Annotated in this window: 18 protein-coding genes; 5 read left to right on the top strand and 13 right to left on the bottom strand. The window is 61.5% G+C overall.

The window, feature by feature from the left end:
• Positions 1–189: 189 nt before the first annotated feature.
• Positions 190–5,037 (top strand): DUF4082 domain-containing protein, encoded by a 4,848-nt coding sequence (locus tag ACVWYS_RS19550; RefSeq protein ID WP_456510259.1) that lies wholly within the window; start codon positions 190–192, stop codon positions 5,035–5,037.
• 857 nt (positions 5,038–5,894) lie between these two features.
• Here ACVWYS_RS19550 and ACVWYS_RS19555 read toward each other — a convergent pair.
• From ACVWYS_RS19555 to ACVWYS_RS19615, 13 genes are all read right to left on the bottom strand, one after another.
• Positions 5,895–7,229: a hypothetical protein gene (locus tag ACVWYS_RS19555; protein WP_456507911.1), complete on the bottom strand. Its 1,335-nt coding sequence runs from the start codon at positions 7,227–7,229 to the stop codon at positions 5,895–5,897.
• A gap of 29 nt (positions 7,230–7,258) precedes the next feature.
• Positions 7,259–8,734 (bottom strand): exopolysaccharide biosynthesis GT4 family glycosyltransferase EpsE, encoded by a 1,476-nt coding sequence (epsE, locus tag ACVWYS_RS19560; protein ID WP_456507912.1) that lies wholly within the window; start codon positions 8,732–8,734, stop codon positions 7,259–7,261.
• Entirely contained in the window at positions 8,731–9,564 is an 834-nt protein-coding gene (locus ACVWYS_RS19565; RefSeq protein ID WP_456507913.1) for a chain-length determining protein, read from the bottom strand. The genes epsE and ACVWYS_RS19565 overlap by 4 nt, the downstream gene beginning before the upstream one ends.
• Positions 9,552–10,907, bottom strand: a complete 1,356-nt coding sequence (locus tag ACVWYS_RS19570) for an O-antigen ligase family protein (RefSeq protein WP_456507914.1) — start codon at positions 10,905–10,907, stop codon at positions 9,552–9,554. The genes ACVWYS_RS19565 and ACVWYS_RS19570 overlap by 13 nt, the downstream gene beginning before the upstream one ends.
• A gap of 110 nt (positions 10,908–11,017) precedes the next feature.
• Positions 11,018–12,010: a glycosyltransferase family 1 protein gene (locus ACVWYS_RS19575; protein ID WP_456507915.1), complete on the bottom strand. Its 993-nt coding sequence runs from the start codon at positions 12,008–12,010 to the stop codon at positions 11,018–11,020.
• A gap of 275 nt (positions 12,011–12,285) precedes the next feature.
• Complete coding sequence (locus ACVWYS_RS19580; RefSeq protein WP_456510260.1) at positions 12,286–13,200, bottom strand: DUF6492 family protein; 915 nt, start codon at positions 13,198–13,200, stop codon at positions 12,286–12,288.
• 182 nt (positions 13,201–13,382) lie between these two features.
• Positions 13,383–14,480, bottom strand: a complete 1,098-nt coding sequence (locus tag ACVWYS_RS19585; protein ID WP_456507917.1) for a glycosyltransferase family 2 protein — start codon at positions 14,478–14,480, stop codon at positions 13,383–13,385.
• 6 nt (positions 14,481–14,486) lie between these two features.
• Complete coding sequence (locus tag ACVWYS_RS19590; protein WP_456507918.1) at positions 14,487–15,593, bottom strand: DegT/DnrJ/EryC1/StrS family aminotransferase; 1,107 nt, start codon at positions 15,591–15,593, stop codon at positions 14,487–14,489.
• Positions 15,590–17,086, bottom strand: a complete 1,497-nt coding sequence (locus tag ACVWYS_RS19595) for a lipopolysaccharide biosynthesis protein (RefSeq protein ID WP_456510261.1) — start codon at positions 17,084–17,086, stop codon at positions 15,590–15,592. Before ACVWYS_RS19595 ends, ACVWYS_RS19590 begins: the two co-directional genes overlap by 4 nt.
• The gene (locus ACVWYS_RS19600) at positions 17,083–18,285 is read right to left on the bottom strand and encodes a glycosyltransferase family 4 protein (RefSeq protein WP_456507920.1); all 1,203 of its coding nucleotides are present in this window, start codon (positions 18,283–18,285) and stop codon (positions 17,083–17,085) included. Before ACVWYS_RS19600 ends, ACVWYS_RS19595 begins: the two co-directional genes overlap by 4 nt.
• Positions 18,286–18,334: 49 nt before the next feature.
• Positions 18,335–18,994 (bottom strand): NeuD/PglB/VioB family sugar acetyltransferase, encoded by a 660-nt coding sequence (locus ACVWYS_RS19605; protein WP_456507921.1) that lies wholly within the window; start codon positions 18,992–18,994, stop codon positions 18,335–18,337.
• 569 nt (positions 18,995–19,563) lie between these two features.
• Complete coding sequence (locus ACVWYS_RS19610) at positions 19,564–22,272, bottom strand: AAA family ATPase (protein ID WP_456507922.1); 2,709 nt, start codon at positions 22,270–22,272, stop codon at positions 19,564–19,566.
• A 328-nt stretch (positions 22,273–22,600) separates the two neighbouring features.
• The gene (locus ACVWYS_RS19615) at positions 22,601–23,290 is read right to left on the bottom strand and encodes a DUF1345 domain-containing protein (protein ID WP_456507923.1); all 690 of its coding nucleotides are present in this window, start codon (positions 23,288–23,290) and stop codon (positions 22,601–22,603) included.
• A gap of 274 nt (positions 23,291–23,564) precedes the next feature.
• Here ACVWYS_RS19615 and rpsF point away from each other — a divergent pair, with 274 nt between their 5' ends.
• From rpsF to rplI, 4 genes are all read left to right on the top strand, one after another.
• Positions 23,565–23,870, top strand: coding sequence for a 30S ribosomal protein S6 (gene rpsF / locus ACVWYS_RS19620; RefSeq protein WP_026266755.1), 306 nt, complete (start codon positions 23,565–23,567; stop codon positions 23,868–23,870).
• A gap of 55 nt (positions 23,871–23,925) precedes the next feature.
• A complete protein-coding gene (locus ACVWYS_RS19625; protein ID WP_116766774.1) occupies positions 23,926–24,498 on the top strand; it encodes a single-stranded DNA-binding protein in 573 nt (190 codons plus the stop codon).
• 125 nt (positions 24,499–24,623) lie between these two features.
• The gene (gene rpsR, locus ACVWYS_RS19630) at positions 24,624–24,863 is read left to right on the top strand and encodes a 30S ribosomal protein S18 (protein ID WP_003800144.1); all 240 of its coding nucleotides are present in this window, start codon (positions 24,624–24,626) and stop codon (positions 24,861–24,863) included.
• Positions 24,864–24,880: 17 nt separating this feature from the next.
• A complete protein-coding gene (gene rplI / locus ACVWYS_RS19635; protein ID WP_018775331.1) occupies positions 24,881–25,333 on the top strand; it encodes a 50S ribosomal protein L9 in 453 nt (150 codons plus the stop codon).
• Positions 25,334–25,440 lie beyond the last annotated feature (107 nt).

Genomic DNA, 25,440 nt, shown 5'->3' on the forward strand with positions numbered 1-25,440 from the left:
CACCGCGGCCGCGCCCTTGAGTGATCGCGCCCCAGCAGGGAGTCCATCGTGAAGTCTGTACACGCCTTTTTCCCCCTCCGGATTGTCCGGCCGACAGTCTTGGCCGTGATCATGGCACTACTTGCCGCCGCGTTATCGGTCTTCGCAGTCCCGACGGCGAATGCAGCCGCACCGTGCACGGCCCCGATCGTGAGCAAAGTAGCCTGCGAAAACACCCAGCCGGGCAACCCGGCGTCTGAGTGGCAGGTCGCCGGTGCCGGCAGCAGCACGATCCAGGGCTATGCCACGTCCATGAGCGTCAACATTGGCGACACCGTGAAATTCAAGGTCAAGACGCCGTCCACGTCGTATCACATCGATGTATACCGCCTTGGGTACTACCAGGGGCTGGGCGCCCGCAAGATCGCGGCCAACGTGCTCCCGAGCGCTGCACTTCCGCAGACCCAGCCGGCGTGCGCGACGTTCTCCGCCACCGGCCTGATCGACTGCGGCAACTGGGGCGTTTCGGCCAGTTGGCAGGTTCCGGCGTCAGCCGTGTCCGGCGTGTATATCGCACGGCTCGTACGCAATGATGCCACCGGCGTCAGCGTCGTTCCTTTTGTGGTCCGCGACGACGCCGCTCACTCAGACGTCATGTTCCAGACCTCGGATACGACGTGGCAGGCCTACAACAGCTACGGGGGGAACAGCCTCTACGCCTGCACGGTGTCATGCCCACCCGGCAGCCCGCTGGCTTACAAGGCCGCGTTCAAGGTCTCCTACAACAGGCCATTTTCGACTGCGGGGGATGCTCAAGGGCAGAACTGGCTGATGTATGCCGAATATCCCATGATCCGGTTCATGGAGGCCAACGGCTACGACGTGAGCTATATGAGCGGTCTTGACGTCGCCACCAAGGGGCCATTGCTCCTGAACCACAAGTCATTCATGTCCGTGGGCCACGACGAATACTGGTCTGCGGACCAACGGACCAATGTGGAAGCCGCCCGGGACGCCGGGGTTCATCTTGCCTTCTTCAGCGGCAATGAGGCCTTCTGGAAGACCCGTTGGGAACCCAGCTCCGACGGGACGGGTACGCCGGGACGGACCCTGGTGTCGTACAAAGACACGCACTTCAATGCCCCTACAGACCCGGTCGCGTGGACCGGCACCTGGCGCGACCCGCGTTACGGAACTGCGACGGGCGGCGGCAACCCAGAGAACGCCTTGACCGGACAATTCTTCCTGGTCAACTCCGGCACCACCGATATCACCGTTCCCGCCAGTTTTGGCAAGTTGCGGCTGTGGAGGAACACGACGATTGCCGGGCTGTCCGCGGGAACCACGGCCACTTTGGGCGCCGGGTTGGGCACGCTTGGCTACGAATGGGACTCCGATTCGGATAACGGCTTCAGACCCGCCGGATCCTTTAAGTTGTCTCAAACCACCAGCACGACGGCTGAAGTCTTCACCGACTATGGATCCACCACAAAGAATCCTGGCACAGCGACTCACAACCTCACGACCTACAAAGCGGCTAGCGGCGCCTTGGTCTTCGGCGCTGGCACAGTGCAGTGGTCCTGGGGACTCGACGGCTACACGACTGGAAAAGCCGTGGACAAGAACATGCAGCAGGCCACCATCAATCTCTTCGCTGACATGGGAACCCAGCCGGTGACCATCATCGCCGGACTGACGCCGGCCGTGGCGTCAACGGATACCACGGCGCCGACGTCGAGGATTACGTCTCCTGCGGGAGGCGCCACAATAGCTGATGGCACGGTCGTGACCATCAGCGGCACCGCTGCGGACACCGGTGGCGTCGTGGCGGGCGTCGAGATATCCACCGATGGCGGCAAGACCTGGCGCCCCGCCACGGGAACCACAAGCTGGACCTATCAGTGGATTGCACACGGAAACCCGACGTCGACCCTGCAGTCTCGGGCAGTGGACGACAGCGGCAACCTTGAGTCTCCAGCCCCAGGATCTGTTACTAACATTTCGTGCCCGTGCTCACTGGTCGGCGTGAATGTCGCCCCGGCGGCGGCGGACTCCGGTGATGGGTCCGGCGTCGAGGTCGGCGCGAAGTTCTACACGGATGTCGCCGGAACCATCAGCGCCGTGCGATTCTACAAGGCCGCGAAGAACACCGGCACACATGTGGGGAATGTCTGGAACATGTCCGGGCAGCGCCTAGCCACTGCCACCTTCACCGGAGAGTCGTCCACAGGGTGGCAAACCGTCAGCTTGTCGCCGGCCCTTGCTGTTGCAGCCAACACCATGTACGTGGTTTCCTACTATGCGCCTGCCGGCCACTATTCCCAAGACGAGGGATTCTTCTATAACCACCCGTCTCCGCCACCGGCGGGGAACGGCAGCACGGACAGCGCCCCTCTGCATTTCACCCGCAGCCTTCCTGGCACCCCCAATGGGTTCTTTCGGTACGGCACGTCGTCGACCTTTCCCAACCAGATCTACGACGCGGAGTACTACTGGGTGGATGCTGCCTTTAGCCCGTCCGCTCCGGCGGCGCCGGCTGTTTCGTCGGTGTCTCCGGCGAGCGGCGCGACGGGTGTGGATGTGGGCGTGAAGCCGGCGGCGACGTTCAATCAGGCGGTGACGGCGTCCTCGGTGGTATTCACGCTCAAGGATTCAGCCAATTCGTCCGTTGCCGGGACGGTTTCCTACGATTCGGCGAGCAAAACTGCGGCGTTCACGCCGGGAAGTTCCCTGGCGTACGGCACGACGTATACGGCTACCGTCAGCGGGGCCACGAACGCCACGGGCCAGACCATGGCGGCACCGTATTCCTGGACATTCACCACGGCCGCGGCACCGACGGCGCCGGCTGTTTCGTCGGTGTCTCCGGCGAGCGGTGCGACGGGTGTGGATGTGGGCGTGAAGCCGGCGGCGACGTTCAATCAGGCGGTGACGGCGTCGTCCGTGGTGTTCAGCCTGAAGGACAGCGGCGGCAATGCGGTGGCTGGTACGGTTTCCTACGATTCGGCCAGCACTACAGCGGTGTTCACGCCGGGAAGTTCCCTGGCGGACGGCACGACGTATACGGCTACTGTCAGCGGGGCCACGAACGCCACGGGCCAGACCATGGCGGCACCGTATTCCTGGACATTCACCACGGCCGCGGCTCCGGCGGCGCCGGCTGTTTCGTCGGTGTCTCCGGCGAGCGGCGCGACGGGTGTGGATGTGGGCGTGAAGCCGGCGGCGACGTTCAATCAGGCGGTGACGGCGTCCTCGGTGGTATTCACGCTCAAGGATTCAGCCAATTCGTCCGTTGCCGGGACGGTTTCCTACGATTCGGCCAGCACTACAGCGGCGTTCACGCCGGGAAGTTCCCTGGCGTACGGCACGACGTATACGGCTACCGTCAGCGGGGCCACGAACGCCACGGGCCAGACCATGGCGGCACCGTATTCCTGGACATTCACCACGGCCGCGGCACCGACGGCGCCGGCTGTTTCGTCGGTGTCTCCGGCGAGCGGTGCGACGGGTGTGGATGTGGGCGTGAAGCCGGCGGCGACGTTCAATCAGGCGGTGACGGCGTCGTCCGTGGTGTTCAGCCTGAAGGACAGCGGCGGCAATGCGGTGGCTGGTACGGTTTCCTACGATTCGGCCAGCACTACAGCGGTGTTCACGCCGGGAAGTTCCCTGGCGTACGGCACGACGTATACGGCTACTGTCAGCGGGGCCACGAACGCCACGGGCCAGACCATGACGGCTTACGCGTGGCCATTTACCACAGCCGCGGCGCAGGCGGGTTGCCCGTGCAGTGTGTTCAGTGCCAAATCGGTGCCGTCCACCGTCACGGTCAACGACGCTAACGCTGTGGAACTGGGCATGAAGTTCCGTTCCGACGTGGCCGGGACTGTCACGGGTGTCCGGTTCTACAAGGGAAGCAGCAATACCGGGACCCATACCGGCCATCTGTGGTCCGCCTCCGGGACGTTGCTGGCCTCGGTGACGTTCTCGGGTGAAACCGCCTCCGGCTGGCAGCAGGCTACATTCTCCAGTCCGGTGGCCATCACGGCCAACACCACCTATGTGGTTTCCTACCAGGCCCCGAACGGGTTCTATTCGGCTAACGGAGGCTACTTCAGCAGTGCTGCGGACACCCCTCCGCTGCACGGCCTGGCCAGCGGGACCGACGGCTCCAACGGCGTCTACAGCTATGGAGCCACTGCGTTCCCCAACAACAGCTACAACAACACCAACTACTGGGTCGACGTCATCTTCAACGCAACAGGACCCGCAATTTCATCAGTTGGTCCGGCGAGCGGTGCGACGGGTGTGGATGTGGGCGTGAAGCCGGCGGCGACGTTCAATCAGGCGGTGACGGCGTCGTCCGTGGTGTTCAGCCTGAAGGACAGCGGCGGCAATGCGGTGGCTGGTACGGTTTCCTACGATTCGGCCAGCACTACAGCGGTGTTCACGCCGGGAAGTTCCCTGGCGTACGGCACGACGTATACGGCTACTGTCAGCGGGGCCACGAACGCCACGGGCCAGACCATGGCGGCACCGTATTCCTGGACATTCACCACAGCTGTCGCGCAGGCGGGTTGCCCGTGCAGTGTGTTCAGTTCGACTTCGGTGCCGTCCACCGTCACGGTCAACGACGCTAACGCTGTGGAACTGGGCATGAAGTTCCGTTCCGACGTGGCCGGGACTGTCACGGGTGTCCGGTTCTACAAGGGAAGCAGCAATACCGGGACCCATACCGGCCATCTGTGGTCCGCCTCCGGGACGTTGCTGGCCTCGGTGACGTTCTCGGGTGAAACCGCCTCCGGCTGGCAGCAGGCTACATTCTCCAGTCCGGTGGCCATCACGGCCAACACCACCTATGTGGTTTCCTACCAGGCCCCGAACGGGTTCTATTCGGCTAACGGAGGCTACTTCAGCAGTGCTGCGGACACCCCTCCGCTGCACGGCCTGGCCAGCGGGACCGACGGCTCCAACGGCGTCTACAGCTATGGAGCCACTGCGTTCCCCAACAACAGCTACAACAACACCAACTACTGGGTCGACGTCATCTTCAACCGCTAGATGAATGGAGACCGTGCCCACTCAGCCGTGGTTCAGCCCCCGGCTGAGTGGGCATCCCAGGATTCGTTTTGCGGAGGAGCTCCCGTTTGGGGCATGGGGGACTCTCCAGCGCCACCGCCGGTGGTCGTCCACGATGGGACCACCGGTCGCTTTGGTCAGGATCTGCGGGTCAGGCCTTCGCCGTCCGGACGGCACTCGCCGCCGACACTGACGCCTCTGACGACGAGGATCCTGAATGCTTTCGACCGGCGGCACACGGTTCGGTAGAGCTTTTGGGTTCCCGCCCGTCCGTCAGCCTTCAACCAGGGTCTGGGGTTCCGCTTTCACCGCGGTGGAGTCATCGACCGCTAAGATCTCCGCCAGCCGGCCCGCAGGAGCATCGCTGGGCCCAGGGGTTGTCCGATGCGGCGCCCGTAGACCACGTCCAAGACCTGGCCGGTGTCCTGGTCCACGATCCTTGTCGCCCCGACTCTTCATGGTTCGTGGAACGGGTACTCTAGGGGACCGGCAACGGGGATGTCGCGGATCCTTCGACGCGGTGGTCCTTCCGCCGCGAATCCGCGACACGCAGGTGTGGCACCCCGCGCTGGCTCAACTGTTTCGACAATGACCTGGCCGCGTCCGCCGGCCGGCAGGCTGCCGGAAATGACACGGTCGTCGGGAACGTTGATGCGGTGGTGCCAACGTCAGAGCGCGGCCCTTTTTCACGTATGCCACGGAATCAATTCCCCCACCAGTAAGAACCGGGTTACATCGACCGGTCCCGTGCCACCGCCGCGCGCCGGGAACGACCGGAGCGACATGAGCTGCTGTGTAAGGAGTCGTCGCGGCAGGCCCCGATTCCCAGAGACGCCGCGCTAGAACGACACTTTGTAGGTGTGATGAGAATATTCGCCGGCAAAGGTGTCGCTGAATGCATTACCCGAAACCGGCAGCGTCCGGTTCTCCCCGACGACTTCCACAGTCGACCCAGTGACTCCCGGCGGGAGGACGAAGTGCTTAAGACCCGGAGACTGACCCAGACCGATATCCGCAAAGATATATGCCGATCCTGCGTAAGCCTTAAGCATTGTATTCGTCGTGTCGTTGAAGCTAAATTGATACGACTGGGTGTTGATCACAGGGGCAAGTGACTGGACGCCGGCGTTAATCTTCCTGATTTCGTCTAGCCTGGCCTGATCACAGTCGACCAAAGAATAAAATCCACACGTCGAACCGTTATTGTGCTGAAAATAGGCCAATCCACGGGCTTCGTGAATGATAGCGGACCAAACTGCCCCCTCGATTTGCGTCGGGGTGATTGTTAGGGATCCGGGATCATTGAGCAGAGGCATGGCCGCCTCGATGAAGACCCAATTGGGGTGGACTCCGACAGGATTCTGATAGGCCCGGAGTCGATCCGCCAACCACCCGTATGAAGCGGCCGCCACCGGATTTGCTCCGACCGGCCAGTGAGACGATTGGAGCATCTGGTTGTCGACAAATGGACTGGTGTACGCGTACTTGTCTACGCTGGCCACATCGACGAGGTTCACTAGTTCCGCCATGGAACCTTGGGCCCAGTAGGTGTCCAAGACGCCGTTCGAATAGTTTGCCATTGTGAAGCGGCCGTCGCCAAAGGCGTGAACCCGATCTACCTTATTTCTCTGATCTACGAGGTTTTCTTTCGCATTTGCGCCCGTGCACCCCACACCAATATCACATTCGTCGGATATGAACCAAGCAACCGTGTTGGAATCACTTCCGATTTCGGTTTGCGTCCATTCATCCTGCGCAATGACAAAGACGCCTTGATTCGTAATCATGGAAATCGGTGAGCCGTCATGTTCGGCGCCCATGTAGGTGTTGATGCCAATGGACTTCAGTTCCGCAGCGTGCTCCGGCTTTCCCATGAATACAGATATGGGGAAGAATCCTGGATCAGTCCATCGTGCGGCATTTGCCTTTGGGAACTTGCTCCAGTAGGCCGGACCACCCTCCCAAGGAATCGTCGGAAGGCTTGCGAGCGGGTTAGGCGGTTCAGTGACGCCGGCCCCGATCGCATTAGGCGCGAATCCTACTTGCCCCATCCCCGGAGTTGTTACGCCGATCAGGGTGGCCGTCAGCGTCAGACCGACGGCCGCCCACACTCCGAAGAGGCTGCTGCGGTGCCTCTTATTACTGGAAAGCTTTGGGTGAGCAATTTTTGGCATGAGAACTCCACACTATTCTTTAGTTGAATCTAAAACTCGGCGTGCCGTTGAATATTTTGCGGTCCTGACTCCAATAGCGGGGTCCGTTGTCCCGCCGAATTTTGCTCCGAAGCACGGGAAGGTTCACGATTTTCGGCAAGCGCCGGATATTTCACGGAACGGGCGCGGCGCCTCATGCCAAGCCGCGCATGGTCGTTTTGCCTCCAGCTCGCTTCGGGGGATTCCTCTCCCACGCTAGTTGCACGAACCATGCGTGCGAGGACTTCCCCGCTTCGCCGGTAGTTGAATGAAGCCTGCACGCGGCGGTGCCCCGCTTCGCTGAGGTTCCGGGCCAGAGTTGGACCATGCATGACGTGGAGGACGGCCTCTGCCAGCACATCCGGATTGCCAGGGTCGACGAGCAAGCCGCTGACCTTGTCCTCGACCAGTTCTGCCACCCCACCGGCATTCGTCGAAACGACGGGGACCCCCATGGACATCGCTTCCATGATGGCCACGCCGAGCGGCTCGGCGTGGCTGGCCAAGGCGAACACATGTGCTCGACTAAGTTCACTCTTGACCGACACCGCTGATACGGCTCCGAGCAGACGGACGCGATCGCTGATGCCAAGCGCTATCGTCAGTCGTTCGAGGTCCTGACGATAGCCGTTCCCTCCCGCGTCGTCCTCGCCCGCTATTGTCAACTGCACGTCCGCGCCGCTCCGCACCATCGTGTCCACGGCACCCATGAGAACATCGTGGCCTTTGCTGGGATTCAGGCGACCGCATGAGAATATCCTGAACGGTTCCTGACCCGACCAAGGCACATAGGGTTCGTCCCTGCTGAACTCCTGCACATCCACGCCCATCGGCGTGACTTCAATGGTCCCGGGGAGCGAAGACCCGAGTGACGTCCTAATCTCGCGACGTAACCGCTCAGTGATGACTATTGCAAACGCCGCGCGGTTCCATTTCAAGCGCTGATTGTCTCCGTAGTCGCTCAGCGGTCCGTGGAGCGTCAGGCTGTAAGGTAAGCCGCTGAGCAAATTTGCATACATGGCAACGTATGCGGAGTTTCCACACGAGTGAACGTGGACGTGCTCCCACTCCATTTCACGTGCGACGGATGCGATCCGTGCTCCCATCATCACCCACCCGATTTGGGTCGCAAAGGCCTGGAACCGGCCACCGGGGCCTTTGGACTGCGCCCCTCCATTGGCTGCCAGGCTGGCCACCCGAACTGCGCCCGCGAGAGATCGCGGGGGCGTGCGGAGAAATTCGCCCACGGTTGCCATGACGGCAGAAATGGACAATGGAGCCAAGTAGGTTGTGAGCTCCTGTGCCGTGGCCGCCCACTCCTGGCCCGCACATCGACCTGCGGGACGTCGTGTGGAAACCACATCCGGAGAAACGTCAAGTTGCCGCAGCACGCCGAGCTCTCGCCAGAAGAAGCTGTGCGTCTGTCCCGGGAATTCAGGGACGAGGTAGCCAAGCCGTACATTGCCGCTGAGACGATGCCCGCTCATTTTGCGAGCTCGGAGAGTCGCTGGGCGTCATCCGAGCCCGCTTGTTGGGCTCCGGGCGATTCAGGAGCGAACTCATGGCGGCCACTCTTCATGGATGGCTCTTGGGGATCCGAATCCTGCGGGGGTTTGGCCTTCCTTCGGACTCTCCTTTTCCTAACAGCATCCGGCAGCTCTCCTCCCTGGGAAGTGCGTCGATTGCGGGACACCGAGACCGATCGGGCGATCGAGACGGAACCAAACATGAGCACCACTCCGGCCAGGAATATTGCAATGACGGACCGGAGCCTGCTGGAGAATTGTTCCGTGGCCTTATCAGGAGACGCCACGACGATCGAGGTGAAAAGATACGTATCGTCAGCACCATTGATCTTTTGCGCGTCGTAGAGATCTTTCTCGAGCATTTCCCCCAGGGCTCGAGTCGTCGCAAATGACTTTCCCGGAGTTTCAGCGGTCCCGGTGATGTCGACCAGGAATCCATTGACCCCGCCAACGCCGCGACTGACAGTGTAGTCGGAACTGAGCCCCTGTTCCTTCAGCCTATCGGCGGTGGAACTGTCATTGAGTCGAGTGAGGAGGACTTGAACGATTAGTGACGGATCCGAGGAGCGGAGGTACGGGTTCTTCTTGTTGAGCTGCTCCAGGGCCGGATTATTTTCAATCTCCTGCTGCGTTGGGACGTCCGGATTTATCAAAGCGTAAGTAGTAGAGGATTCATAGGATCGGGGAGCAAATTCGAATATGTATATGGCTGCGGCAAAAGTCAGTAGCAGTATGGGCAGGGAAACGAATCGGTGGTGCCATAGTGTTTTCAAGACTGCTATCGGATCCATGGCTGCCCTCCCAGTAACTTATGACCGTCAGTTTTAAATTCTTCGATTCCTGCTTGTTTGCTGCTGGTCGAGATATCGGCCTCGATACCTTTCTTTGTCATTATCCATACAGCTCCACCTAAGCCGACTAGAACCGGATAGGTGAGGGCAAAAATGGGGAAAGACAGAGAATCGAATGTGAGGGAGCATATGCCTGCAACGAGTGCTCCGGCGCCCACGGCCCCAGCCAACGACTTCAGTTGGGGGTTCGGTGCGGCCCGCGCTGCCATTATTGTGGTCGCGCCCGGAACAAGGAGATAGATCGAGACCGCAAGAAGGCCCACGAGGCCTAGGGTCACAGCTGCGTTCAAGTACTCGTTATCAAGAATGTGGATTGCGCTGTCAGCTTGGTAATTTCCTGGACCCGCACCAAGCCACGGTCGCTCTGCCACCATGGACTCGACCCGGGGATAGTTGTTTGTCCGGGTGGAAATTGAAGGATCCGAGTTCGAAGAAGTGACCGTCTCAGTGAGGGTGGTGATTAGCCCAGGCACACTGAGAAATAGGCCGGCAAGGGCCACCGGAGACGCAAGTAGCGCCCAGGTGCGGGGAATTTTTGGAAGGAAAGGTATGAATACTGAGAGTCCAACCATGAGACCAAGGACTCCGGATCGCGAGACCGTTGATGCGATCGCAAATACCAAGAGCATGGTGCCCAGCAACTTGAAACCGATCCATCCCCGTCGATCGTATATCAAACGCCAGATAGACAGCGGCAGGAGCATAGCGGCAACTACGGCCAGTTCTATGGAGTGGAAGGTGCTACCCGCAACGCGCAAGAGCGCACCCCGTGCCTGAAATGGGGTGTCCCCTCCGTTGTAACTAAACCCGGGCATGACGTACTGGAACCACTCCATGGGGTTGATGTGAAGGAAGAACTGGACAATAGCAACCAGGCAGCAGAAGAGTGCTCCCGACAGTAGGGCTCGAGTGAGTACCATGGCGTCGTCAAGCGTGCGGACGACTTCGCCAATAACGAGGACTATGCCGGCGGTGGCCATCAAAAGGATCAGCCAACGATCGGCGGAAGAACGGGCTGCCTCGGTGCTGGCACCGGAGATGCCAGCGTAAAGGGCCGAATAGGAGGCGCATATCCCTAGAAACAAGGCCGTCAAACTGACTCGTCCAGGATGCCGGAACGCCACGGGATCGTGAAGACCAAAAAGTACGGAGCAGATCCAAAGGACGAAGATGAGCGTTCCCAAGAGCATCGGCACGGTGCCGGCTGCACCGACGGGCTTTATCACCATGGATGATGGAAAGAAAAAGATGCAGAAGGCAACCGCTCGAACAAGTGGGGGCACGCTTCGTCCCTTTGTTGCTCCGGCTACGGGTCCGATCGGCAGGATAGGGCTACGGACGGCATGGCTACGACCCATGATAGAAGATCGCGTCAGGGCCAAGCGATGCCAGGTCATGAGCCCACCCCTGTTGCGTCGTACAGGGCCTGACGCGTGGAGGGTGGACTGCAGACCCGTTCGATTTCCTGACAAACAAGCGTTGACGGTTTGCACCAGTCCTTGCGAACGGTTTCAGCCAGGAGCTGGGCGCGGCCGTCGACATCCGTGGCGGTAACAGCAGAAGACAGGCCGTCGGCAATTGCCGAGGGCGTGGCTGGCGCCCAGATTGCGTGAGGAGCGGATAGGTCGGCTCGGGAGAATGGATGGTCGTTCAGGACAGGTACATTCCCGGCAGCCATGAGTTCCTCGGCAACCAAGCTGATGTTGGTGAACGAAAGCGCCAGGCTCGCAATTGTCTGGTTGTACAGCACATTTAGCTCGGTGGGGCTCAAGGACCCATGATTCGTAACGGGGAATGGCCAGCCGGAGACGGTGTCTCCGAAGATATGAATTTCTTGCTCCGGGTGCCGACGATGAAAGTCCTCCAGCGCCAGCTTGGCCAGAAGATATCCCCTCCGGTCAACGGTCCTTTTCGCATAGTAGACGATGCCAGCCCGTGGCGTTGCGGCAGCGTCGCGGGGGAGAATCTTGTAGTCGCTTGTATCGCAGCCGAACGGAACGATGGCATCGGCCGCGATTCCCAGTTCGTGCAACAGCCTGGATGCCACCATCTCCCCCAGGGCAATGTTTGTGAACCCGAATCTGTACGTCTCTTCGGCGAGAGCATACAAGGCTCCCCGTGGATAGAAGTAAGGTTCGTAATCCTGGATGAAGTAGAAACAGTTCACCGTCGAGGGAGCCCGCTTGGCGACCACATGGGCCGTCCCCCACGAACTGGCGACGAGGGCGTCGATGCCCTCGATTCGCCCTGTGGCACTTCGAATTTCTGCTCTGATTTGGGGCCAGTACCGTCTGATGACCTGTTCATGGCGCGCCACATCGTCGGAGTTCTTGTCGTAAAGGAACAGCGTGCAGACGTGCCCGCGCGCCTCTGCCTCTTCCACCATTCTGAAGAGCGTCGTGTGTCCCCCGGAGCCGGGCCCAGGGGGCGCGCAAACCCATCCGATCCGTAGCGCGGACTCGGCCCGCCAAGTGGGGGCGGTCAAGGAAACGTTTCTTGATTCCATGAGGTCCTCGACACGAACGGGCAAGTCTGCCGTTCCTAAGTCGAGTCGCTGGTTGATCTTATTGGCTGTTCGCCTCCATGCTGCCGTGGCGATTCCACGAGCACCATGGGTCTGTACAAGCCGCCAAAGATCGGTGGCCTGTCGATACGAGAGAGTCACGGCGCACCTCCATCAAACCCGGAGTGGCTTTCTGCAAGGTATTCGGCATAGTCATCCAGCGCGTTCGAACGGACGTCCTCCGGAATACCAGCCTTGGCTGAAATCATCACGGCGAGAACATCGGTTGGACCGGCACGGAGTAACCCACTCAGTTCGGCCGAACTCAGGGCCACTTCGTCCGAATAGCTGATGCTCTTCATGTCCGAAGTTGCCGCCGGCGGGCCGCCCAGAACTTCATCGACGTAAGTTCCGTAGAGCATCATCTCGGAGAAGTGAAGTTGGGCGGCGATGGCCGACTGCCATGCCATGCCGGTGACTTCCTCGATCCTTCCGAGCATGGCACGGACAGTCTCGGCGTCCCAGATGCACGGCCAGCAGATGTAGTCCGTTAGGTTCCCGGCATCGGACGGCTCCAGACCCAGGAGGCTTCTTGCGGATTCGAGCCACAGGCGATGTCTGGGCAATCCTTCGTGGACCGCCTCAGGCTTGCGATACATGGCCAACTTCCCGTCCTGCTGAAAGGAAGCCAACTCAGTGGGGGCGACTAGGACCATATCGGAGTCTATGAGCAGGACTGCGTCGGCGTCGAGGGTCGCGGCAGTGGAAAGTTTTACCAACTGCTGAGTAATCCAGCCGCGTATTGGTGGCCACGGGCGTTTGATGTTGACCCACAGGTTGACGGCTGGCATTTTCAGCATGTCGGAAGGCAAAAACTCCCCCACATCGTGGATGACTGTTCTGCTGCTGGCTAGCGCTCGGAAAAGCGGTAAGTCCTTTCGAGGTACCACGATGTGGTGCTGAACGTGCTCGGGCATCCAGGCGACAATTGAGCGATTCAGATCCCGGCACAGTTGGTAATCCCTGGCGTAACTGGGCGTCACCACGACCAGTTGGCCGCTTTCAGATTCCATAGCTCCTCCACTCACGCCACCGGATCCTTGACCCTGGAACTTGCTGGCCCGATCTAGGCCGGGCGGCGAATCCACCGGCAATGCTCCCGCTGTCGGCTGCGTCAGGCTGCCGAGGGCAGGCCTGACACGCGCCGAAGGACTCATCCTCGTAAACATCAGCCGGACTGGTGAGCCCTCGCATGTCAGTAGACTCCGTTCCGATGCCAACGATTCCATCTCACTTGCGATGTGAACCGTCCGCGGAGGCGGCGGGCGAGTCCCATCGTCCTGAGCCACTGGGTCGAACTGCGGCGGTTCGTTTTGGTAAGAGCCCGCCATAGGGGCCTTCGGGCCACGCCGGGATCTAGCTGGATGGCCAGATCCAGGCAGGACGAATGCAGCTGGGAATCCCGGCTGCCGCGGTCCCGCTCGTGGCGTGCGGTTGAGAGTGCTTCGCTGACCAGGGCCTGAGTTGCGGCCTGGCGAAGAAACGGAGCCTCGGAAATTCTTCCCGCGGGCCCGTTGAACAGGACATCGAATGCCTCACGACGTTCCTGCAGGTCCACCAGAACGTCCACTTCCCGTGCCGAGAGGCTCCCGCTATGTTCCCTGTGCCAGGCCTGATCCGCACCGTGGATGTAGGCAACGTCCGCGAAGGCTGCGATGCGGAACCATAGTTCCATGTCGTGAGTGTGCTTAAGCGGCGCTTGGTAGCCGATCTCCTCCAGAACTGACCGCCGTACGAGTGCCTCCGGCGACGTGATGACGTTTATCCCGCTCCGGCAACGGTCCAGAAGCCATGAACGACCGGGCCAAATCGTCCACGATGCCGCCCTGGATCGCGGCGACGGCAGCCCTTCGCCTGAAAAGTGGAGAGGGTGTCCGTATACCAGCCCCACTGATGGATAGGCCCGGGCGACAGCCACAGCTCGCCGGAGGGAGCCCGGCGTCAGCAAGTCATCAGCGTCCAGGCGCACCAGGAACTCGCCTGAAGCGGCTTTGGCGCCGTCGTTGAAAGTCTTCACGACTCCTCGATTGCTCGCATGAGCCAGCACTTGGACAGACCCATAGCTGGATGACAACTCCCGCGCGACGCGAAGGCTGTCATCCGTGGACGCGTCGTCAACGATGATGACGTCGACCGCTACTCCGTCCTGGCTGACCGCGCTTTGCACTGCCTGGCGAAGGTACCGGGCGTAGTTGAAACAGGAAATCACCACTGTCACCGTTGGCGGATCGCCACGATGCTCTCGGGCGCGCACGCGGATTCTGTCAGTCACCTGCGCTGCCGTTGCGGTCATGGATGCTCACCGCCCCATGGCAATGAGCAGCTGGTCCACGACGTACGTCTGTTCATCGTGCGTAATCCCGGGATAGATCGGCAGGGACAGGATTTCGCCCGCCAGACGCTCGGCGCAGGGGAAGTCCCCGACCCTGTGGCCCAGGCCCGCATACGCCGGCAGGAGATGAACCGGCGTCGGATAGTGGATTGCGGCACCTACTCCCGCCGACTGCAACCGATTGACCACCCGATCCCGGCGCGCCACGCGGATGACATACAGGTGGAATACGTGGTCGTTGCCGGCCGCGACCTTGGGAGGGATCACTCCATCAAGATCTGAGAGCAGCTCGTCATAGAAAGCCGCGGCAGCCTGACGCTGGCGGTTCCATTCGTCAAGAAGATCCAGCTTCGCCGAGAGCACGACAGCCTGAAGACTGTCCAACCGGGAGTTAAAGCCGATCTCCGGATGGTCGTATCGCTGCGTCCCGCCATGGTTTCGCAGTTTCGCGGCCATTTCCGCGTACTCCTCCGAGCTGGTCATGAGTGCGCCGGCGTCGCCGTAGGCTCCCAGATTCTTGCCCGGGTAGAAGCTTGTCGCGGCGATGTCTCCCAAAGACCCGGCACGACGCCCGAAGCGCCTGGCACCCTGTGCTTGCGCCATGTCCTCTATAAGCACGACATCGTCGCCAATCTCGTCCCGGATAATTTCCATGGGTGCAGCCTGGCCATAGAGATGGACCCCGAGTACGGCCCGGGTGCGCGAGGTCAGCTTCTGCGCGACGTCCCGGGGCGACACGAGAAAGTTATCGTCACAATCTGCAAGGACCACATCAGCGCCGGCACGGACAACCGCGCCGGCTGTCGCCACAAAGGTGTTTGTCGGCAATATCACTTCGTCGCCTCGACCGACACCCGCGGAACGGAGCGCAAGTTCGATCGCGTCCGTGCCATTGCCGACCCCGACGGCGGCGGCGGCGCCGCAGTATCGGGCCCAAGCCTCCTCAAACTCTGTGACTTGGGGACCGAGTATGAAGCTGCTCTCCGCAATGACGCGATTGAATCCTTCGCGTATGGCGTCCGCAACCTGTGCCTGCTGCCTCGAAAGATTTACCAACGGTACTAGGTGCGTCATGTCACTTCCTTCAACGTGGTGATGTGTTCCTGAACCGGCTGGCCCGCTACTGGCACAGTCGGATCCTGTCGGTTGGTCAGCTGCTTTGCCTCACGGATTTGTCTCCGGAACCACCGGGCAAGAATGAGCGCGTAGACAGTAGCGCAGACAGAGCCGCCGGCGAGGAAGCTCCAAAACGGGCCCGGCACTACTGCCTCAACCGCCATGGACGCGGCTCCTGCCGGCAGCCCGGCAACCACCGGAGGCCATAGCTTGGCGCCGACAGCGCGAAGATCAGCACCACATCGCTGCAGCGCCAAAGCGTAGGCAGGACAGACGACGAGGACAGCCGTAGCCAGGTGTGCAGCTGCGACTCCCGGGCTGCCGTCGGCTCGTAGCCCAAGGACCACTGCGGGGATGAGCGCCACGATCCAGGCAATCTGGACCAGGAGCGTCGCCTTCGATGCTCCGCGGGCCAGAAGATAGGAAGCGGAGAGATCGAAGAGAGTGCGCAGCGAGCCAAAGACCCCGAGCCAAGCCAGGACTGCAGCGGCAGGCAGCCAACCTGGTCCGTAGACCAGTTCAATCACGGGGTGAGCGAGGACAGAGAGCAGGAGGCCGGCAAGCAGCGATATCGCCCACACCGGACCAACAAGGACCGCAAAGTTACGGTCCGGTCTGCTTGTGGCCAGCCGTGAAAACGTCGGGATAGAGACGGACCGCACCACCTGACCAACAGCGCTCATCGGCCAGTTGGACACATTAAACGCCAGAAAATAGAAGCCAAGAGCCACTGGACCCGAGAGCCGTGAGATGGCCACATTGTCTACGTTTAACAACGCCCAAGAGAGCATGTTGGCGAGGGCTACGGGGACCCCAAAAGAGAGCACGGCAGGCGCTACTGCCCTGTCAAAGCCAAAGCGGACTTTCTCTCCGGAGAGGACGAACTGGAGTACAAGAGTGACGCTTTGGGAGACGATCCGTGCGCACGCCAGACCCATGACTCCCCAGCCGGCCAGAATCAAGACAATCGTGAGGGCCGTCCCGATGATGAAATCTGCGGCCGCGATCCCGAACAGCTTCTTTTGCGCAAAACGGCGCTGCAGGGAGGCATAGGGCACCACTCCGGCGCCAGCTAGCAGAAGGGAGAAGGCCATTACCGAAATCACGGGTCCAGCGTCCGGACTGCCGAGCAGATCGGCCACCCCCTGGCCGGACAGGGCCATAGTTATGGCCAACGTCGTACCAGATGCCAGAGCCAGCGTTGCAACGGTTGGAGCAATGCGTTCGGGATCTGCGGACCTGATCAAATCTGCGCTCATGCCGAGGTCCGCGAGGGTCATCAGCACTGCCTGGACAGTCAGGGCCACGGCGAAAACACCGAACTGTTCTGGGGCGAGAATCCGCGCGATGACTACTCCGACGGCGAAGCTCCCCAGCCGGAGAACCAGACTATTGATGGTGCTCCATGCCAGCCCGCTTCCCAGCTGCCGCCCCAGATTTTGCTGGCTCATTGTCGTGCCCCCTTGGCGAGGCGCAGACCTGATGTCTCAAGGTTTATGACAGTGCGAAATTTAGCCACTTCATACCCGGTGCGGATCAGAGATCTGCTCCTCAGCACGGTTGGCTGAGGTGCCTTTACGGCACGAAGGTAAATAGACTCAAGCCGCTGGGCTGCATGTTCAAGGCTGAATCTGTGCTCAACCAGCCGCCGATTGTAGGCACCGAGCGACGCCCGAAGCCCGGCGCTGTTGATTAAACGGACCAGGACATCTTCAAGTGGAACAGCACCGTCCCCGCCAGAGCCGTGGCCGAACCATCCGTCCATAAGAAACTGCTCTTCATTTTCAGGACAGGAAAGCCGCCAGAAACCAGCTGTACCCTGCACAATTAGAGGCTTCCCGTACGACATCCCGCGCAGTGCGGAACTGCCCATTCCCACTACCACATCAGCCGCGTCGTAAAAGGGCCGCGGATCCACCACATTGCCTGCTGCACGAATGACCTTGCGGCCGTGCTGGCGGTTAATGTCTTGCTCGGCCGTCCTGACCTCCCGGAGCCCGGGCCCATCGCCGGCGACCAATAACGTGACGGGGAAGCGGGCGGCCAGGCGATCGACCACTCTGACGGCAGTCCGGACACCTTCTAGCTTTCCAAGATCGGTGCTGAGCCTGCCCACAATGGTGATGACGAACTCGTCGTCGGGAATACCCAGCTGCTGGCGTGTCATCGCCGTGGCCCCGGGTTTGTTGTAGGCCGTGTCGATGGGTGGTTCTATGACGTGGATATTCGTTCGCCGCCGTCGCTCCTCTTCAGCGAGTCCCTGCGTTCCGACGATGAGCGGAAAGTGCCTGGGCAGAAAGTCGGGCACGTCCATGGAAAGTACCGTCATGACGGACGTGGTGCCGTAACGCAGCGCTGGCCCGAAAGCTGTTTCCACGCAGGGAGCCCACTCATACGGATGAACCAGGTCTATGTCCAGACTCCGGACAGTGGACGTCAGTTTGCGGATCGTGGCCGGGTCAACGCCATGCCTCCGAGGAGGCGCTTCGATGAACTGAAGTGATAATTCCTTTACTTTTTCGATCAGAATTCCGGTAGTGGCGAAAACGAACACTTCATGGCCGAGGTTCCGCACGGCAGAGGCGAGTTCAAGTGCATTAATTTGGCTTCCCCCCATACCCAGCTCGTGGGGGTAGACGAGAATGCGCATGCTGTTTAGACCGCCTCTCGGAGAGCGTATTGAACTGGCCGCCCGCGGTTCACAGCTGCCCCGCCACTCCGCTGAATTCCCCGCGGTCGACCGGTTGTGCCGGGACACCCACCCACGTTTCGCCGTCGGGGACATCGCTCAGGACTGCGGCACCCATGCCGACCGTCGCGTACGCGCCGATCGACGTCCGTTCCCGAACACTGGAATTCATGCCGAGGTGGGCGGCACGGCCTATCCGGACACCTCCGCCAAGAGTGGTCCCGGCGGCAAACGTCGCGAAGTCCGCCACGACGTCGTCGTGCGTGAACGTGACCCCGGGCATGGCCACCACGTGCGAACCCAAGGTGACAGAGGCGGTCAGTGTCACGTTCTGCAGCAGGATGCTGCCCCGCCCGATCCGGCATCCTTCGGGCATTCGGACCGACGGGTCCAGCACTGTGGCATAGCGGTTGCGGCCAATGCCGAGGGCACTCAGCCGTTCAACTACGGCCTCGCGGGGACGGCCGGCGTCCAGACAGACCAGAAAGAAGGCGTGCGTGTAGTGGACCGAGTCGTCGATGGTTCCCAGGACTGGCGCTCCGTCCACGTCGGTCCCGGCCAGCTCGTCGTCGTCAAGGAAACCAACGACGTCGTAGCGTCCGCCGCTGCGAACGGTCGCCAGTACCTCACGGCCCAGGCCGGTGGCGGCGATCAGCAGGAGCTCACTCACCTGGTCACACCCGCCCGCTGCTCAGGACGCCGGCGCGGGGATGCGGAGCCTGCGCGGTGGACACGGTCGTGAAGTTGGCTGGCAGCATCCGGACGCGGGTTCCGTCAGCTCCGGATACCGCCAGCTCCTGTTCGCGGGTTCGTTGTGCAGCAACGGACCCGGCAATCCGGCCGGTAGGGGCCGGATTGAATCTGAGACGGGCGGCTGCGGCCCGTGCAAAGCGGCGTTCCGCGCCGGAAGCCGGTCGATTTCCGCCGGGTTGCCTGTCCCGACGCGCCGCTGTCCAAACCGCCATCCCCCACCTTCTCTCTCACCGGACCTACGCGGCGCGGCGCCGATTCTTTGCGGATCCAGCCGGCGGTTGCCGGTCTCATCGACCCGGTTCAGCAATTCACTCTGTGTGCCTAGGGAAAAACTAGCGCTGACGGACCGGAAGAAACCGGAATCGGCGGCTTCATGTGGTCCGGGCGGGAGAAGTATGCGGGATCTGCGGGATTGTGGATGTGGCGATCCCTCGGTCGGCTGCGAGCCCGCTCCGGGCAGGACAGAGGCTCCGAGCAGGCGCATCCCTAGACGGCCAGGACGGACGCCTCACGGGCTGGCTCCGGTAATGGAACTGTTCCTCCGGTAGACACAAGGCACGTCAGTTGGGAACGTGACTGGACCCCCAGCTTCCGATATATCGCGGTGAGGCGCACTTCGACCGTCCTGACGGAGACGAACAGCGAGGCTGCAATTTCCTTGTTGCGCCGGCCGCGGGCGACGAGCTGGACAAGTTCGCGTTCCTGGTCCGAGAGCAGCGGCAGCGCCGGGCCGTGGATCTCCGGGACATCCTGCAGGTGGTCGCCGAGAAGCATTGCGTCCACGGTCTGTGTCCACGACGCGGCTCCCGCCTCTTCGAACAGCGCTTTTGCCTTCAGCAGGGCGTTCTTGGCGTCTTTGTGCCTGCCGGAAGTCTCCAGCCGCTCGGCGTAGCAGAGAAGCGTCCTGGCACGTTCGAACAAGGAATCATCCTTCTGCCAGGAATTCAGGGCCTGGACGAAGAGTTCCAGGGAGTGGTCTCCTTCCGCGACCAAGGCCCGGGACCGGGAGACAGCGATCCGCAGCCATTGGGACCTCAGGCCGGCGGCCCGGTACTCCATCCCGGTGAGGGCCCGGGCGGCCTCGCGTCGGTGGCCCGTCCGGGCCAGCACCTCCACCAGGTCGGCCTCGCAGCGCAGAAGGGCCGGATTGTTGAAGCCGACTCCAATTTCGACAGCCCTCGACAGGAAGGTGCAGGCCTCCTCAAGGTCGCCCCGCATCAGCGCAAAATGCCCCTGGCACGCAAAGAGCTGCGCCGCCGCCGGCGGTGGCGCGTCGGCGCTGACAAACGTTTGAGCCTCGGCGAGGCAATCGTGGGCCGCCACCTGGTCCCCGACCGAATGGGCCCGCCAGAGCAGAAAATTGTTGCGCATCCCGCGGTGGTACTGCTGGCTTGTCGCTGAACTGGCAATTTCATCTATGAGTGCAATGGCGGAGCGAAAGTTTCCGGCGCGGATTTCATTGTCCGCTGCGAAGTATCGCGCCGTCTCACTCCAGTTCGCATCGCTGGCCGCGCTTAAGTTCCGGACAAGGGAAAAGAGGTCGCGGGCTCCCTCGTAATTCTCGGCATATGTCAGAGCGCGCCCCTTGAGTAGTAGCGATGCCGGGGAACTGTTGGCGTCGCCGTCGGCTGCTCGGGATATCTGTTCAACGCTCCCTTTTACGGCGCCGGCCAGTAGTCTTGCGCGCTGGTTCACGGCCAGGGCCTCGCTGGACGCTTCGCCCAGGAAATGTTCCGCGTGCTCCAACAGTTGCTCGGCATCCTCGACCTGCCAGCGCTCGGCCATGTGCAGGGCGCCGATGGAGAGGAGACAGGCGGAGAGCCCCGGATCATGATGCCCGAATTCCTTAATGAGCCGAAGCATCATGCTCGGCCGCACGGAATTGCCCTTCATCAGCTCCATCTGGAAATCGAGCCCGGTGAGGCGCAGTGTCAGCGCACGGTTTTTCGTGATCCGTTGTGCCCAGTCCAAGTAGCGTTTCGCATGGACGAATTCCCCCCTGCTGAACAGCACTTCCGCGACTGTGCCTAGCCTGGCAGCCGTCTCTGCCTCCCAGGGATTGATGGTGAGGGCCCGCTCGATGTACTCGACCGCAGATTGCGTCTCCTCCGCCCGCACAAGTTCAATGGCGTGGCGGAGCAAGGTGAATGATGTGTCCCGGCGCACGGCCGGGGTGTAGCTCAAGTGCCACGGCCAGGCCTGTCGATCCGCTTTTTCGGCGACTGCAGCCAACGCGTGGTGATGTGCGGTTCTTTCCGCAGGTTGCATAGCTGAGAAAACGTGCGCGCGTAGCATTTGATTCTGAATGCTGAGGTGCGAACCGGTTTGGACGGCTATTCCGGCGGAGACAATTTCATCCACGCCCGCCCATAGGTCCCCGGGCATTTCCTCCAGAAGAGCGGCGCTGCTCCGGTAAGAAAGGGAAAGGAGGTCAAGTGCCCGCCGTCCTCGTGGCGAAAACGCCGAAATCGATGCCGCCAGATCAGGCTCGAAGCTTCCGTTCCAGTGCAAGGGGACAGGGAGGGCGTATTGCCCCTGCAGTTGGCGCTGCATCAGCTGATTGTAGAGGTTGATCGATGCCAACGGATTGCCGTGAGTGGCCGCTGCAACAGCGTGGATTACTGCTGTGCTGCCCACTCCGGGCGTTATGGCTTCGAGCATTCGTACTGCGTCGCTGAGGCTCAAATTCTCCAATTGAAGAGTGGCCAGCCGGGCAAACGGACTCTCCGGCGCCTCGCCGCGCATGCTTGCAATGAGCACCAGTCCTGTTCCTGCAAGGCGGCGAGCCAGGAAGCCGAGGACAGTCTGGCTGGCAGGGTCGAGTTGCTCGGCGTCGTCAATCACGACAACCGTCCGGTCCGCGGACCATTGCCGGAGAGCGGAGAGGAGCATCGTTGAAATGTCCGCGGCGTCGAGGTTTCCGCGTGGTGACGTGGCCACATAGTTGGTGAGGGGCGCCAGCGCGGGGTCGTCAATTCCGTTGAGCAGCGCGGTAAGGCCGGAAAAGGGCCAACTTGACTCTGAAGGATTAGCGCGGAGGAGGACCGTCCGGTACTCATCCCACTTAGCAATTTCCGCGAGCAGCGACGACTTGCCGCTTCCATGACCTCCCGTAACCGTCATCGCGGACTCGCGGGGGCTTCGGATCAACGCAAGGACGCGGGCGATTTCCTTGTCTCGGCCAAACAAAACCATGTGCCCCCCATTTCATCCCTCGAGACCGTTCAGAACTGGCATCATCTCCTTCTGGGAAAAGAAATAATGAAGCCAATCTGAGCTGCTAATCCTCACAGTCCAATGCTTCTTCCAAAGCAAAGGTCCGAAATCGTGCTCCGGGGCGGGAGCGGAATCCCTGACCAAATGGCCGTGCTGAAGCAAATATAGCTTTGGGCCTGCCGGACTACTACGGCGCACGAATAATCGAGTAGTGGTTCGGGCGAATTCGAGTAGTGCGACCGCAATGTATGCGGAGCATTTGAAGCGGACGCCGACTGCCCCCCGCCGGCCCCAATCGGCACGAGGGTTAGGCGGTCAGCCCGACCACGAGGTTGAGTGTGGCGGCCAGGATGATGGTCCCAAAAACGTAGGACAACAGGCTGTGCTTGAGCGCCTCGGCACGCACGCCATGGTTTTTCAGCGCGGTATCCGAGACCTGGTAGGTCATCCCGAGGCTCGTGGCGAGGTACGCGAAATCCGTGTACTGCGGGGGTCCGTCCTGATTGAAGTCGATCCCGCCAACGGCCCCGCCCGCACGTGGCTCAGTGCCGTAGTAGAGCTCCGCGTACCGCAGTGTGAACAGGGTCTGGACCAGCAGCCAGGACAGCGCCACCGATGCCAGGGCCAGCACTCCGCCGCCGAGGCGCGCCACGTTGTCGCTGCTGTGTGAATCGATGACGACGGCGACCACCGCCACAAGGCTCGCCGCATTCGTGGCCAGGATCAGCAGGTCGGTGACGCTGCGGGACGGGTCCTCCGCCGTGGCGTGAGCCCGGGTTTCGGCGGGGCCCAGCCGGCCCACGACCAGCCAGACCCAGATCACATAGCAGGCCGCGGCGCAGCCCCATCCGACCGCCGGGGCTTCCACCCAGTGCCCTGCCATCCCTGTTGCCGCGGCGGCGAGGAGCCCCACCAGCACCATGACGGCGAAGCGAAGCCGGCTGCGGCGGACCGGCGGCAGCGCGGCTGCGGGGTCGGTGTCGGTGTCGGTGTCCATTTTCAGATCATGACACAGACCAGCGGCCGGCTTCCCGACCCCCGGCCGCGCGGCGGTTTTCCACATGGGGGTCCTAGCCCGTTCCCGCCGCCGGGCGCCCGGGCTAGCGTTGACCCGTTAGGAATCGCCGAAACAAGCCACGATGCACTAAGATATTGAAGTCTGTGCTGCGCCCTGCCTCCGTTCCGGTGGCCGGGCATCGCACGGCACCGCAAATGAACCTCCTGTTACGGAAATGCCGTAACCGCTTAGCCCAAAGGAGGTGGGTTCACATATGCGTCCTTACGAATTGATGGTAATCATCGACCCCGAGGTCGAAGAGCGTGCCGTTGAGCCGTCGCTTCAGAAGTTCCTGAACGTCATCACCAACGATGGTGGAACCATCGAAAAGGTTGACATCTGGGGCCGTCGTCGCCTGGCTTACGAAATCCAGAAGAAGTCCGAAGGTATCTACGCCGTGGTGAACTTCACCGCTGAGCCGGCTACCGCCAAGGAACTTGATCGCCAGCTGAGTCTCAACGAGACCATCATGCGCACCAAGATCACCCGCCCTGAAGAGCAGAAAGTTGTTGCTGAGTAATTCAGCGGTCAACCTTCAATCTTCATCCCCGCAGGAACGCACAAGGAGGCAGTAGATGGCAGGCGAAACCACTATCACGGTCATCGGTAATCTCACCAGTGACCCCGAACTCAGGTTCACACCGTCCGGTTCGGCCGTAGCGAATTTCACCATCGCTTCTACTCCCCGTACCTTCGATCGGCAGTCCAATGAGTGGAAGGACGGGGAAACCCTGTTCCTCCGCGCGTCGGTCTGGCGTGAAGCAGCCGAAAACGTCGCCGAATCCCTGACCAAGGGCATGCGCGTGATCGTCTCCGGCCGGCTGAAGAGCCGTTCCTACGAAACCAAAGAAGGCGAGAAGCGCACCGTTATCGAGCTCGAGGTCGATGAAATCGGCCCGAGCCTGCGCTACGCCAATGCCAAGGTCAACCGCACCCAGCGCTCCGGCGCTCCGGGTGGACAGGGCGGCTTCGGCGGCGGCAACAGCGGCGGTTTCGGTGGCAACTCTGGTGGAAACCAGGGCGGCAACGCCGGTGGAAACTGGGGCGGCAACCAGCCCGCTGCGCAGGAAGACCCCTGGGCCACGCCCGGGGTCAGCAATGCAGGCGGCGGCTGGGGCAACGGCCCGGATTCCGAACCTCCCTTCTAAACAACATTTAAGGTCCGGCAACGAAAGCCGCCGGGACGCCGCAAGGCGGCCGGGTGCAGACTGCGCCGGATCACCACCATCCCGTGGATCAATATCCACGGGCTCCATCGAATAGGAGCTCCACGATGGCTAAGGCTGAACTCCGTAAGCCCAAACCAAAGTCCAACCCCTTGAAGGCCGCTGACATCACTGTCATCGACTACAAGGACGTAGCATTGCTGCGCAAGTTCATCTCCGACCGCGGAAAGATCCGCGCCCGTCGCGTCACTGGCGTCACGGTGCAGGAACAGCGCAAGATCGCCCAGGCAATCAAGAACGCCCGCGAAGTTGCTCTGCTGCCTTACTCCGGCGCTGGCCGCGGCTAAGGAAGGGATTAACTAACATGGCAAAGCTCATTCTGACCCACGAAGTAACCGGTCTCGGTGCTGCTGGCGATGTTGTCGAGGTCAAGGACGGTTACGCACGTAACTACCTGCTGCCCCGCAACTTCGCCCTGACCTGGTCCAAGGGTGGCGAGAAGCAGGTTGAGTCCATCAAGGCTGCCCGCGTTGCCCGCGAGCACGCTTCCCTGGAAGACGCTCAGAAGCAGGCCGCTGCACTCTCCGCCAAGCCGGTCAAGCTGGTCGTCAAGGCTGGCGCAACCGGACGCCTGTTCGGCACCGTCAAGCAGGGCGACGTGGCCGACGCTGTTGAGGCCGCTGGCCTGGGCCGCATCGACAAGCGCAAGGTTGAACTGCCGGCACACATCAAGTCGACCGGTTCCTACCAGGCAAACGTCCGTCTGCACGACGACGTTTCCGCTGTGATCGAACTCGACGTCGTCGCAGGCAAGTAGTCTTTTCGACTACTCGCCTCCCCGGCTAGGCAGTCCCGGACTGCCGGAAGGCCCCCGCTGTCGGATCCCTCTGAGGATCCGACAGCGGGGGCCTTCTGCTTTAACGT

It is taken from the genome of Arthrobacter sp. TE12231, from assembly GCF_054062895.1.